Source organism: Sulfurospirillum diekertiae (assembly GCF_002162315.1).
Taxonomy (GTDB): Bacteria; Campylobacterota; Campylobacteria; order Campylobacterales; family Sulfurospirillaceae; genus Sulfurospirillum.
The window spans coordinates 206,333-219,677 of record NZ_CP021416.1; the positions used below are offsets into that span (position 1 = coordinate 206,333).

Sequence of the window (13,345 nt, forward strand, 5' to 3'; positions counted from 1 at the left end):
GTTGAATACTACATGTAGATTAAAGGAAAAAGATGCCAAAACGTCAAGATATTAAAACCATATTATTAATCGGATCAGGTCCTATTGTAATCGGACAGGCATGTGAATTTGACTATTCAGGAACTCAAGCAGCAAAAACTTTAAAAGAGCTCGGATACAGAGTTGTACTTGTTAACTCCAATCCAGCCACTATTATGACAGACCCTGAATTTGCAGATCGCACTTATATTGAACCTATTACACCTGAAGTGATTGCCCGTATTATTGAAAAAGAGAGTGTCGATGCTGTTCTTCCAACGATGGGTGGACAAACTGCACTCAATGTCGCAATGACAATGCATGACCAAGGAATGCTCAAAGATATTATATTCTTAGGAGCCAATCCAGAAGCGATTAAAAAAGGTGAAGATAGACAAGCTTTTAAAGAAGCTATGATTAAAATAGGTATGGATTTGCCAATCAGTGCTTATGCTTATAATCTAGAAGATGCGTATGCGGCGGCTGATAAAATCGGATTTCCCCTTATTATTCGTGCCTCTTATACCTTAGCAGGCGGAGGTAGCGGCGTTGCGTATAACATTGATGAATTTAAAGAGCTTGCAATGGCAGGTCTTGATGCGAGTCCAATTAACGAGATTTTGATTGAAGAGTCTCTGCTTGGTTGGAAAGAGTATGAGATGGAAGTTATTCGTGACCATGCCGATAACTGCATTATCGTCTGCTCCATCGAAAACTTTGACCCAATGGGTGTGCATACGGGAGATTCGATTACCATCGCACCAGCACTGACTTTGACCGACAAAGAGTACCAACGTATGCGTAATGCTTCGTTTGCGATTCTTCGTGAAATTGGTGTAGATACGGGAGGAAGTAACGTACAGTTTTCCATCTGCCCTGAAACAGGTCGAATGACGGTTATTGAAATGAACCCTCGTGTCAGTCGTAGTTCAGCCCTTGCTTCAAAAGCAACAGGCTATCCGATTGCCAAAGTGGCAACACTTTTAGCCGTTGGTTTTACCCTTGATGAAATCAAAAATGATATTACTGGAACCGCGGCAAGTTTTGAGCCAGTCATTGACTACATCGTGACTAAAATTCCTCGCTTTACGTTTGAAAAGTTCCCTCTTGCCGATTCAACACTGACCACTTCAATGAAGAGTGTGGGCGAGGTTATGGCGATTGGTCGAACGTTTAAAGAGTCTTTCCAAAAAGCGCTTTGCTCTCTTGAAACCAATTTAAGTGGATTTGAAAGCCTTAAAGTGGACGAAGATAAACTCAAAAATGAGATCAGAAGACCAAACTGCGATAGAGTGCTCTATGTGGGTGAAGCATTCCGCAGAGGCTATAGCGTTGAAGATGTATTTAATTTAAGTAAAATTGATCCATGGTTTTTAGGCCAAATTAAAGAAATTATTGATTTTGAGAGCAAAATTGATATGTTTATTCTCAACGATGAAAAATTGTTACGCCAAGCCAAAACAATGGGCTTCTCCGACAAAATGATCGCAAAACTCATCAACAAAGAGGACAATTTAGAACTCACAACCAATGACATCTATTTTGCACGTAATAAACTGGGCATTGACTTTGAATACAATGAAGTTGATACATGTGCGGCAGAGTTTAAAGCTCTTACCCCGTACCTTTACTCAACCACCAATGTGACCAAATTGCCTTTACATGTAAAAGAGAAAGAGACACAGAAAAAAGTCATGATTATCGGCGGAGGTCCTAACCGTATTGGTCAAGGCATTGAGTTTGACTACTGTTGCGTTCATGCTGCGTATGCGCTAGGTGACATGGGTGTGAAAACCATTATGTACAACTGTAACCCTGAAACCGTTTCGACCGACTATGACACCAGTGATATTCTCTATTTTGAACCGATTGATTTTGAACATGTTAGAAGTGTTGTTGAAAAAGAAAATCCAGATGGTGTGATCGTTCATTTTGGTGGACAAACACCTTTAAAACTTGCTAAAAAACTCACCGTTATGGGTGCAAAGATCATCGGTACAACAGCGCGTGTGATCGATATGGCAGAAGATAGAGAAAAATTTTCGAAATTTATCACCGAAAATAACATCAAACAACCTAACAATGCAACCGCAACGAGTGAAGAAGAGGCAATTGAAAAAGCAAAAGAGATTGGTTACCCTGTTTTAGTACGCCCAAGTTATGTTTTGGGTGGACGTGCGATGCGTATCGTTTACAATGAGAGCGAACTTAGAACCTATATGAATGAAGCGGTGAGCGTGAGCCACAATTCACCTGTGTTGATTGACCAATTCTTAGATCGCGCCATTGAAATCGATGTTGATGCCATTTGTGATGGTAAAGAAGTCTACATCGGTGGCATTATGCAACACATCGAAGAGGCGGGCATTCACAGTGGCGATAGCGCATGTTCCTTACCTTCTATCAGCCTTAGTGATGCACTTTTAAGTAAAATTGAATCCCAAACCAAACAAATCGCGTTGAACCTTGGCGTTGTAGGCTTGATGAACATTCAATACGCGATCTACCAAGACGATGTCTATATGATCGAAGTCAATCCTCGTGCTAGCCGTACCGTACCGTTTGTTAGCAAAGCGACGGGTATTCCAATGGCTAAAGTAGCCACTCGCGTGATGTACCAAGGCAACCTTCGAGAAGCACTTTCATTTTACGATAAATTTGATGTGGTTCGTGAAGGCAATGGCATCTTAAAACCTAAAAAGTTTGATCATGTTGCGGTAAAAGAAGCGGTTTTCCCATTCAATAAACTCCAAGGTGCAGACCTGATTTTAGGCCCTGAAATGAAATCAACGGGTGAAGTTATGGGCATCAGTCGCAACTTCCCAGCATCGTTTGCCAAAAGCCAAATTGCTTCAGCCAACGTGCTTCCAAAAAGTGGTTCTGTCTTTATCTCTTTGGTTGACATCGACAAATCGTTTGCAAAAGAGATCGGCACAAAATTTGAAGCGCTTGGCTTTAAAGTCATCGCAACGGGTGGAACGCACAAAGCCTTACAAGAAGCAGGTGTCAATGCAGAGTTTGTCTATAAAATCTCTGAAGGTCGCCCAAATATCGAAGATAAACTCAAAAATGGTGACATCGCCCTTGTGATTAACACGAGCGATAATAAATCAAGCAAAGACGACGCGAAGAAAATTCGCCAAGCCGTGCTTCGCTTTAAAATTCCTTACTTTACCACCGTTTCTGCGGCATCTGCTGCAACGACAGCGATAGAGTACATTCAAGATAAAAGTGCGCTTGAACCACGCGCATTACAAGACTATTTAAACTAGAAAACCATGAACCCCGACCTTGTTTATCTCACGCAAACAGAGACAACGGTGGGGTTCCTCTCCCAAAACTCTGAAGCACTTGTTCGCACAAAAAATCGCCCGCAAGGCAAACCATTTCTTATTAGTGTTGACTCACTGAACACGCTTCGTTCGTTTACCAGAATCCCAAAGCACCATAAAAACCGCGTCCGAAAAGCTCAAAAAACAACCTTTGTTTACCCGTGTGGATTAGCCATTCGTGTGGTTAAAGATGCAGAACATTTGCAGTTCTTGAAAAAGTTTAAGTGGAGTTATTCTACTTCGTCCAATCCCAGTGGAAAGGGCTTTGATGAAGTTTATGCGCAAGAAAAAGTGGATGTCATACTCTTTACATGTAAAGGTTTTTTTGAGTCTAAACCCTCTTCGATTTTGAAGCTTGGAAAAAGAAAAATGAGGAAATTACGGTAATGAACCTGCACAAACTTAAAGAGGTAGAAGTCTATTTTTTGGAACTCTATCCACAAGGTTTTAAAGATGTCGGACTTTTGCCCATCATCAAACGTCACAATACCGCCAAAATCGGCGAGCAAGTTCGTGAGCTGTTTGCCAAAGAGAACTTCACACAGCCTGAGCTCATCTGCGAAAACTTCACCAAAATCGTCTCAAAATCAACCCTTATATCACTCTTTGAAAAACCAAAAGTACGCGATATGGTCAAATCAATGCGCATGGAGCGAAGAGATATGTTCGCTATTGGTCTGTATGAACTGCTTTACGGCGACAAAAAAGAGGGATTTGAAACCTTGGTAGAGGTGCTCTCATTTTACAGTTTGGCAAAATGGTCACTCGTAACGCTCATTCCTTATTATTTCTACAGAGACAAAGAGTTTTTTATCAAGCCTACAACCACCAAAAATATCATCACCTTTTTTGAGATCGAAGGTTTAGTCTATAAGCCACGACCGAGCTATGAATTTTACGTGAAGTATGCAAAAGTCTTGGAGAGCATGAGAGCAGAAGTCAGCGAGAAGATCAGCCCACATGACAATGCAGGTTTTACGGGATTTTTGATGATGGCGATGGAAGAGTAATTAAGTTTTAAACAAATTTTTTCATCTTTGCATGTAAAATTAAAATGGAGGAGAAAATTAAAAGTTTATCCCTCCCCCCCAATTTTCATTGTGGTATTTCATTATTTTTAATTATTTTCGACAATTCATCATGTCTTTTTTTCTCATTTTGATCGGTTTTTCGTACTATTGCATATAATAAAAAGATAAACCAAAATAATGTTAATAGGATAGTATATATTATATTATTTAATTTTAGTGTTAATATCTCGAAAAGGAAATAAGAGCTAAAAAAAGGCATATAGTAAATCAATGGTAAAATTTAGACTAAATTTTTTTTTCTGCCCAATGATAATAATTCTTTTTTTCCTTCTCCTGTACTAATGATGAATTATTTTGTGGAAAAAAACGTGCATATTTCCGATCCATTTTCAATTCATTAAGCGCTATAATTTCTGCCAAACGACTAAATATTATAAAAGGTGTTCGTAAAGATTTTAAAACAAAAAGACCAAGTGCATAGAATATAGCTAGAAAAATGAAAACAAATGTTGCGTTTTCATTTAATTTTAAAATAGCAAGAAGCCCACCAGTAATGATCATTGTTGTCGCAACAAAATGCCATCGTTGAATTTCTGCATGACGGGCGTGTAACCAATATTGTTCATAAATTTTTTCATAATTACAGTCCATAGTTTTATCCTTAATATTTTAGTTTCAACAATTATACAATTTTTCATGATAAAGCAATGTATCTAGCTACTAAAACTCTCACCATACTTAGACACATAATATTATAATAAGGAAAGCTAAACATTTAGATTTTTTTATTGAAGAACTCCTCCACCCTTTTTGTCTTTACATGTAAAATCTTAAACCTTACATCTTCCCCGTAATCTTCCGAATCGCCAATGAAGCCAGCGTTAAACCAAACGACGCAGTGACGCACATCAAACTCCCCATCTCTTTACAAATAGGTTTTTCATCGGAAAATACCGTTAAAAATGAGCCTTGAAAGCCTGTTTTTTTAAGCCCGTCTCTAAAGCCTTTTGCTAGCATATCGCCATACGTGTCCCAGATGGGGGCGTAGTGAATTTTGGTAGGGTCTATTTTTTTTGCGCCGCCTGCGGAGCTGAGTAGTTTGGTGTGGGCTTTGTGTGCCACTGCGATTTTGGCTTCCATATCGTCTATCGCGTCAATGACGATGTCGTAGGGTTCAAAGTCAAAACTCTCCACCCATTCAGGGGTGACTTTTGCCACAATCGGTGTGATGCCTTTATAAAGGCTTGCCATATGCAAGACTTTGACTTCACCAACCGCTTCAGAGCCCAGTTGCCTGTTTTGATTCGTCACATCGTAGGTATCAAAATCAACGATGGTGATGTCACTCACACCTGTGCGGTAAAGTGCATCCAAACACGGACTTCCGACACCTCCGACACCCAAAAGAAGGACTTTTGCCTTTTGGAGTTTTTCAAAATCTTCGCCAAAAACACGTCTGACACGAGAGTAACGATCTTCCATTATTTTATCCACTCTTTTAAGGCTTCTAGTTCATCGTGCGCGGTCATATCGAGTTTGATCGGGGTGATGGAGACATAGCCATCATCAATGGCGCTGAGGTCACAGTCATCTGTGAGACCTTTTTTCCACTCAAGCGTATGAACGCCAAGCCAATAATATTCTTCACCTCGTGGGTTGCGATGCAGATGCGCGTCATTGCCATACATTCTATAGCCTGCACGGGTAATTTTATAGCCTTTGCATTCTTCGGGTTTAAGCGGAGGAATATTGACATTTAGAAAGCGACGCTCTGCAAGAGGAAAGGTGCCATCTAAAATGCGTTTAGCAAGGTCGTACACGGTTTGCTCTGCAAGATCATAACCATGAGTGAGCTCGATGTTTTGAGGCCCACCCGTGTAAACTTGGGAGATAGCAATGGCGGGAACGCCATGCAATGCCGCTTCCATTGCCGCACTCGCTGTGCCACTGTACGTGATATCTTCACCTAGGTTAGAACCTTTGTTGATGCCACTGACGACTAAATCAGGTTTTGAATCACCTTCAAAAAGGGCATTGAGTGAGAGATAAATACAGTCGGTGGGCGTACCATCATCGAGTTTGAAAAAGTCATCGCCAATCGCAATAAAGCGAAGAGGGCGTGTGAGCGTGAGTGAGTGTCCGCAGGCGGATTTTTCAGAAGTAGGTGCTACAATGGTCACTTGTCCTAAAGGACGAAGTGCACGAGCAAGAGCGTGAAGTCCAGTGCTTTCAAAGCCGTCGTCATTGGTAATTAAAATACGTTTCATTGAAATGCCTATTTTTTATTTACATTATAACGAAATGGGCTTACATTTTTAAGAGATTTTTGTATAGACTTCGTTTTAAAGAATAGACTTTTTTGATAACCTACTATAAAAGGTACGATTTTGAAATTACTTGTTTCCGCTCTAGAGCCATCCGCCAATTTACACTTAGAACCTATTTTAAATGCACTGGAGCAGTGTGAATTGTATGGCATCTTTGATGAGCGTTTTGGGAAACCGTTGCTACCAAGCAAAGCTTTTTCAATTATGGGATTTTTAGATGCTTTGCCGAAAATTCGCAAAGCTAAAAGAGCTATTAAAATGATGGCACGAATGAGTTTTTTTGTGGATAAAGTTTTGTTGATTGATTCGCCTGCATTTAATCTTCCTTTGGCAAAAGCCATTAAAACGATCAACCCCAATGTCGAAATTATCTACTATATATTGCCACAAGTCTGGGCATGGAAGTCTAAACGTGTTGCAAAAGTGGAAAAATATTGTGATGTACTGGCGTCTATTTTGCCCTTTGAACAGCAATTTTATACCAAGGCAACCTATGTTGGGAATCCTCTGTTGGATGAGATTCCGTTTTTTAAACTTAGAGCGGAAGAAACTGGGGTGATCGCCTTTTTGCCGGGTAGTCGCAAAAGTGAGATCCGAAGTCTCTTCCCTATCTACAAAGAGGTTGCTTCTCGCATAGAAGGCAAAGAGAAGTTGCTGGTGATTCCTCCACATTTTGACTATCGTGAAATTGTGGATATTTATGGTGATATTCATGACTTTAAAATTTGTCGCAATACCTATGAAGCGTTTGAAAAAAGTGAGTTTGCGTTTGTTTGTTCTGGAACGGCAACGCTGGAAGCAGCACTTGTCGGTGTACCTTTTGTATTGGCGTATAAAGCAAAAGCGTTTGATTATTGGGTTGCTCAACAGTTTGTAAAACTCAAACATGTAGGACTTGCCAATATTATTTTCGATTTTGAAAAGATGGAACCGTTACATGTAGAGTTATTGCAAGAAGATGTTTTTGCCGATAATCTACTAAAAGCCTATGAAAATATGGACAAAGAGGCATTTTTTAACCATGCCAAAAAAACTTCGAGCAATGCTAAGCCACGGTAGTCAAGAGGCAATGATAAGCATAATGAAGGTATAATGTAAAGATATAAGGAGTTAAAAATGAGTACTAAAGAGCCGATGACCGAATACGGTTACCAAAAATTAACGAATGAATTATCTGACTTAAAAAAAACGCCAACGACCTGAAACAGTCATCGAACTTGATATTGCACGAAGTCATGGTGATCTTAAAGAGAACTCAGAATACCATGCCGCGAAAGACCATTTGGCATTTTTAGATGGGCGCATTGGTGAGTTGAGCGATCTTGTTTCCCGTGCACAAGTTATTAATCCGAATTCCTATGAACATGATAAAATCCGTTTTGGCTCAACTATCAAATTAGAAAATACGGAGACGGGCGATGAACTGACCTATACCATCGTTGGGAGCACAGAGAGCAATCCTGATAGAGGGCTTATCTCCTATCATACGCCTTTATCTCAACAGCTTTTAGGGCATGGCGAAGGTGAAGAGGTAACCATTAAGTTGCCATCTGGTCAACAGATTTTTGAGATTTTAGAAGTTATTTACATAGAGATTCAATTCGAGGAATAAAATATGGCAAAAATAGATGTAGCAATCATTGGTGCAAGCGGTTATACGGGCTTGGAACTGATGAAAATTTTGATCAATCATCCTCATTTTAACATTACTTACATAGCAACGACTGAAGGTGGGATGAAGGCGTCAGAACTACATCCTAGTTTATTGGGTGTTTTTGAGCAAGAGGTGTTAAAAGCCGATGCTTCAGAAGTTGCCAAACACGCTAAACTCGCTTTTTTAGCGCTTCCGCACAAAGCGGCGATGGGGTTTGCGAAAGAGCTTTTGGATTTACATGTAAAAGTGGTGGATCTCTCTGCGGACTATCGTTTGGAGCTTGAAGCGTATGAGAAACATTACTGCGAACATGAAGACAAAGAGCATTTAAAAGAGGCAGTGTATGGTCTTCCTGAGATCAACCGTGCCAAAATCAAAGAGGCGAATCTGATTGCCAATCCAGGGTGTTATCCTACGGCTTCGATTTTGGGAATTTTGCCGTTTTTGAGTTATCTTAAAAAAGATGCACCGATTTTTATTGATGCAAAAAGTGGTGTCTCTGGAGCGGGTAAAAAACCAACACCCACAGCGCATTTTGTGAGTATCAATGAAAATATCTTTGCATACAACCCTCTGAAACACCGCCATGAGCCAGAGATCGCTGAGAAATTGCGCTTGGTAAGCGGTCATCCGTTTGAAGTGAACTTTGTCCCTCATTTGCTTCCTGTCAGTCGTGGAATGTTGGTCAGTGCTTATTTACAAACCAATGAGGTCATTGATGCCAAAGCAACACTCCAAGCCTTTTATAAAAACGAGCGTTTTGTGCGTATCCGCGAAGTGCCTGTCGACATTAAATCAACCGCTGGAACCAATTTTTGCGATATTTTTGTGAGCCAAAAGGGCAAGTCCATTTTTGTTTCATCCAGTATCGATAATCTTTTACGTGGTGCTTCAGCACAGGCGGTGGTAAATGCCAATTTGATGTGTGGCTTTGAAGAGTCCGCAGGAATCCCCATTATCGCCTATGTCCCCTAATTTTATCATCCAAGAAGGAGCGCTTTTTATTGCTGACGCTCATGACTCAGACGAGCGCTCTTTCTTTTTTGATTTCCTTTTACATGTAAAACAAAATCCTCCACCCCAACTCTTTTTAATGGGCGACATGTTCGACCTTCTAGTGGGCAGTGTTGCCTATAGTGTTAAACAGTATCAGCGCTATATTGACCTGATTGACGAGATCGGGAAATGCTGTGAAGTCTACTATTTTGAGGGCAATCACGACTTTGACCTCTCTCAACTCTTTTTACATGTAAAAGTAATACCGATTGAGGAACAACCTTTTACATGTAAACTTCCTAGTAACCAAAGCTGTCTTTTACTGCACGGCGATAAATATGGAAGCTTTATTCACCGGTGTTATACAAAGATGATTCGTAACAAAGGTGTCTTAATCGTCCTGAATGTGTTGGACACATTGCTTCACGGTGCCATCTCTCACAAGATCCAAAAAGACCAGTGTAAAAAAATGTTGTGCAAGCCAATTGAGAATTTTGCAACGCTAATGCAACGCAAGCTGCATTTTTACCCAAAAGTGGACGTCATTGCCGAGGGTCATTACCATCAGAATACTGATTTTATGGTAGCTGGGACACATTATATCAATTTTTCATCTTTTGCGTGCAATCAAAGCTATTTTAGTGTACAATCTTCACCAGAGACAGAATTTGCGCAAAAGCAACTAAGGGGCTGCAATGGCTAAAGAAAGTATTTTAAAAGTAGGCTCCAATGAGATGGAGCTGGTGGACTTCCGCATTTTTAAAAAGGAAGCGAACGGTGTTTATGAGGGAATCTATGGTGTTAACGTTGCTAAGGTGCGTGAAATCATCAAAATTCCTAATTTGACAGAACTCCCAGGAGTTCCTGAATACATCGAAGGCATTTTTGATCTTCGTGGTATCGTTATTCCTGTTATTAACCTTGCCAAATGGATGAACATCAAAGAGCCTGATGATGGATCGATTAAACCTCGTATTATCATTACTGAGTTTAGCGATATCTTAATTGGTTTTGTGGTGCATGAAGCCAAACGTATTCGCCGTATCAGCTGGAAAGATATTGAGCCAGCATCATTTGTTGCAGGTATGGGGTCTCTTGATAAGAGTCAAATTACAGGTGTAACACGTATTGAAAATGATGAGGTACTTTTGATTTTAGATCTTGAAAGCGTGGTGCAAGCACTCGGTATTTATCAGCCAAAAATTGATGTGGAAGATAATGCTATTATCAAAGTAGAGGGTACAGCCTTGATTTTGGACGATAGTATGACTGCACGAAAGCTCGTCAGCGATGCGCTTAAAAAGATGGGGATGCGTGTTATCGAAGCAAAAGATGGTTCTGAGGGTTTAGAGCGCTTAAATGATCTTTATACAACGTATGGTGAGCATCTAACCGATGAAGTCAAAATTATTATTAGCGATGTTGAAATGCCTCAGATGGATGGATTTCACTTTGCAGCTAGTGTGAAAGAGGATGCGAGGTTTAAAAATATTCCAATCGTCTTTAACTCTTCCATTAGTGACCATTTTAGTGAGCTTAGGGGCAAAGAGGCGGGCGGTGAAGCCTATTTAACGAAATTTGATGCAGGTATCTTTTACAAAGAAGTTTCTAAAGTCATCAAATCACACGTGAAAACAGCACAATAGGGGTAGAACGATGGAAGATATTCAAGAAATTTTAGAAGATTTTTTGGTTGAAGCGTTCGAACTTATTGAACAACTTGATCAAAACTTAGTGGAGCTAGAGGGTAATCCAGATGATTTGGAACTCCTCAATAGTATTTTTAGGGTCGCACATACGATAAAAGGGTCGTCATCCTTTTTAAATTTCGATATTTTGACCGGCTTAACCCATCACATGGAAGATGTTCTTAACAAAGCACGACATGGTGATTTAAAACTCACACCAGAAGTCATGGATGTTGTTTTGGAATCTATTGACTTGATGAAAAGTTTGCTTCATGCCATTCGCGATAGTGGCAATGATACTTCTGCAGGTATTGACATTACAGACATTTGTCGCCGGTTAGACATTATTTCTAATGGTGATGTGGCTTCAACAACCGTTCAAGAGCTTGTGGACGAATCACCTGTTCCAGAGTCAGAAGAGAATGATAATACAGACTACTCAAAACTCAGCGACAAAGAGGTTGAAGACGAAATCGAACGTCTTTTGAAAATGCGTAAAGAAGAAGATCGTAAACGAAGAGAAAACAATGGTGTACCAAAAGCAGCTGCTGCTGTTTCGACTCCGTCCTTTGAAAGCTTAAAAGATCATGACGAAGACGATGAAACACCAAAAGTTGCAGAACCCGTCGTTACAAAACGAGCCGCTGCAGAAAATGCACCTGCTAAAAAAGAGTCTGCAAGTTCAATGGAGCAAACCATCAGAGTTGAGGTTAAACGACTCGATCACTTAATGAACCTTATCGGTGAACTTGTTTTGGGTAAAAATAGATTGCTCAAAATTTACGATGATGTTGAAGAGCGTTATGAAGGTGAAAAATTCCTTGAAGAGCTTAATCAAGTGGTTTCATCGATTTCACTCGTTACCACAGATCTTCAAATCGCGGTTATGAAAACCAGAATGTTACCGATTGCTAAAGTCTTTAATAAATTTCCAAGAATGGTACGTGATCTTTCACGTGAACTTGGAAAACAGATCGAGCTTGAGATTTCAGGTGAAGAGACAGAACTTGATAAGTCTATCGTTGAAGAGATTGGTGATCCTCTTGTTCACATTATCCGTAACTCATGTGACCATGGTATTGAAGATGGAGCGACGAGACGTGCTCAAGGTAAGTCCGAAATGGGACTTATTCAGCTCAAAGCATACAATGAGGGAAATCACATTGTTATTGAGATTACCGATGATGGTAAAGGGCTTGATCCTGATTTACTTCGCACTAAAGCGATTGAAAAGGGAATGATTACTGAGCGTGAAGCCGATGCGATGAGTGATAAAGAAGCGTATGCGTTAGTCTTTAGACCATCATTCTCAACCGCTAAAGTTGTCACCAACGTTTCAGGTCGTGGTGTGGGTATGGATGTTGTTAAGACTAACATTGAAAAACTCAATGGTATTATTGATGTCGATAGTGAAATCGGTCATGGTACGGTTATAAAGCTCAAAATTCCTCTAACGTTAGCGATTATTCAAGCCTTGTTAGTTGGTGCACAAGAAGAGTATTATGCCATTCCATTGGCATCGGTTTTAGAGACGGTTCGTATTCCTCTGGATGAGATTTATACGATTGAAGGCAAAAACGTTCTTAGACTTCGTGATGAAGTGCTTTCCTTAGTTCGCCTTTCAGACATCTTTGGTGTCAAGCAGGTGTATGAAGGTGGTGAGCATACCTATGTCGTTGTCATAGGCCTTGCTGAGTCTAAATTGGGTGTTGTCGTTGATACTTTGGTAGGTCAAGAAGAGATTGTTATTAAATCTTTGGGTGATTATCTCCAAGGTATTGAAGGCATCGCAGGGGCTACGATAAGGGGGGATGGGCGCGTAACACTCATTGTGGATGTTGCCGCTCTGATGAACCTTGCAAAAGGGATCACCGTTGATATTCGTGCAAGTGCAGAAGCGGTGGTTAAAACCAAAACCGTACCGAGCGATTACATTGTCTTAGCGGTTGATGATAGTGCTATGGATCGTAATATCATGAAAAAATCAATGGAGCCTATTGGCGTCAAAGTGCTTGAAGCCAGCAATGGCCAAGAGGCACTTAATATGCTCAAATCGGCTGAATACAGCATTGATGCGGTCCTAATTGATATTGAGATGCCACGCATGGATGGGTACACACTTGCGGGTGAAATTCGTAAATATTCGAAGTATAAAAACCTTCCATTGATTGCAGTAACATCACGTACATCTAAAGCCGATAGGCTAAGAGGTGTTGAATCAGGCATGAGTGAATATATCACCAAACCATACTCTCCCGAATACCTCGAGAGTGTTGTGCGAAAAAATATAAAACTATAA

At 40.3% G+C, this 13,345-nt stretch carries 11 protein-coding genes and 1 pseudogene; 9 read left to right on the plus strand and 3 right to left on the minus strand.

Annotated elements, in window-relative coordinates; translation table 11 throughout:
- Nucleotides 1-32: 32 nt before the first annotated feature.
- From carB to Sdiek1_RS01125, 3 genes are read left to right on the plus strand one after another with little or no spacing between them, the layout of a single operon-like run.
- A complete protein-coding gene (gene carB, locus Sdiek1_RS01115; RefSeq protein ID WP_087437509.1) occupies nucleotides 33-3,290 on the plus strand; it encodes a carbamoyl-phosphate synthase large subunit in 3,258 nt (1,085 codons plus the stop codon).
- A 6-nt stretch (nucleotides 3,291-3,296) separates the two neighbouring features.
- Nucleotides 3,297-3,737: a Sua5/YciO/YrdC/YwlC family protein gene (locus tag Sdiek1_RS01120; RefSeq protein WP_087437510.1), complete on the plus strand. Its 441-nt coding sequence runs from the start codon at nucleotides 3,297-3,299 to the stop codon at nucleotides 3,735-3,737.
- On the plus strand, nucleotides 3,737-4,360 hold the full coding sequence (locus Sdiek1_RS01125) for a hypothetical protein (protein WP_087437511.1): 624 nt from the start codon (nucleotides 3,737-3,739) through the stop codon (nucleotides 4,358-4,360). The genes Sdiek1_RS01120 and Sdiek1_RS01125 overlap by 1 nt, the downstream gene beginning before the upstream one ends.
- A 306-nt stretch (nucleotides 4,361-4,666) precedes the next feature.
- On the opposite strand, the gene Sdiek1_RS01130 is transcribed toward Sdiek1_RS01125, so the two are convergent.
- The 3 genes from Sdiek1_RS01130 to surE all read right to left on the minus strand — a co-directional run bounded on the left by Sdiek1_RS01130 (nucleotide 4,667) and on the right by surE (nucleotide 6,648).
- Nucleotides 4,667-5,032: a hypothetical protein gene (locus Sdiek1_RS01130; protein ID WP_087437512.1), complete on the minus strand. Its 366-nt coding sequence runs from the start codon at nucleotides 5,030-5,032 to the stop codon at nucleotides 4,667-4,669.
- Nucleotides 5,033-5,218: 186 nt separating this feature from the next.
- A complete protein-coding gene (locus Sdiek1_RS01135; RefSeq protein ID WP_087437513.1) occupies nucleotides 5,219-5,863 on the minus strand; it encodes a tRNA threonylcarbamoyladenosine dehydratase in 645 nt (214 codons plus the stop codon).
- Complete coding sequence (surE, locus tag Sdiek1_RS01140) at nucleotides 5,863-6,648, minus strand: 5'/3'-nucleotidase SurE (protein ID WP_087437514.1); 786 nt, start codon at nucleotides 6,646-6,648, stop codon at nucleotides 5,863-5,865. Before surE ends, Sdiek1_RS01135 begins: the two co-directional genes overlap by 1 nt.
- Nucleotides 6,649-6,768: 120 nt before the next feature.
- On the opposite strand from surE, the gene lpxB reads away from it, so the two are divergent.
- The 6 genes and pseudogenes from lpxB to Sdiek1_RS01170 all read left to right on the plus strand — a co-directional run bounded on the left by lpxB (nucleotide 6,769) and on the right by Sdiek1_RS01170 (nucleotide 13,345).
- Nucleotides 6,769-7,767: a lipid-A-disaccharide synthase gene (lpxB, locus tag Sdiek1_RS01145; protein WP_121495797.1), complete on the plus strand. Its 999-nt coding sequence runs from the start codon at nucleotides 6,769-6,771 to the stop codon at nucleotides 7,765-7,767.
- Nucleotides 7,768-7,824: 57 nt separating this feature from the next.
- A pseudogene (gene greA, locus Sdiek1_RS01150) lies at nucleotides 7,825-8,320 on the plus strand (transcription elongation factor GreA).
- Nucleotides 8,321-8,323: 3 nt separating this feature from the next.
- The gene (argC, locus tag Sdiek1_RS01155; protein WP_192866757.1) at nucleotides 8,324-9,337 is read left to right on the plus strand and encodes an N-acetyl-gamma-glutamyl-phosphate reductase; all 1,014 of its coding nucleotides are present in this window, start codon (nucleotides 8,324-8,326) and stop codon (nucleotides 9,335-9,337) included.
- On the plus strand, nucleotides 9,294-10,061 hold the full coding sequence (locus Sdiek1_RS01160) for a UDP-2,3-diacylglucosamine diphosphatase (RefSeq protein WP_238099078.1): 768 nt from the start codon (nucleotides 9,294-9,296) through the stop codon (nucleotides 10,059-10,061). Before argC ends, Sdiek1_RS01160 begins: the two co-directional genes overlap by 44 nt.
- The gene (locus Sdiek1_RS01165) at nucleotides 10,054-11,004 is read left to right on the plus strand and encodes a chemotaxis protein (RefSeq protein ID WP_087437516.1); all 951 of its coding nucleotides are present in this window, start codon (nucleotides 10,054-10,056) and stop codon (nucleotides 11,002-11,004) included. Before Sdiek1_RS01160 ends, Sdiek1_RS01165 begins: the two co-directional genes overlap by 8 nt.
- A 10-nt stretch (nucleotides 11,005-11,014) precedes the next feature.
- Nucleotides 11,015-13,345, plus strand: coding sequence for a hybrid sensor histidine kinase/response regulator (locus Sdiek1_RS01170; RefSeq protein WP_087437517.1), 2,331 nt, complete (start codon nucleotides 11,015-11,017; stop codon nucleotides 13,343-13,345).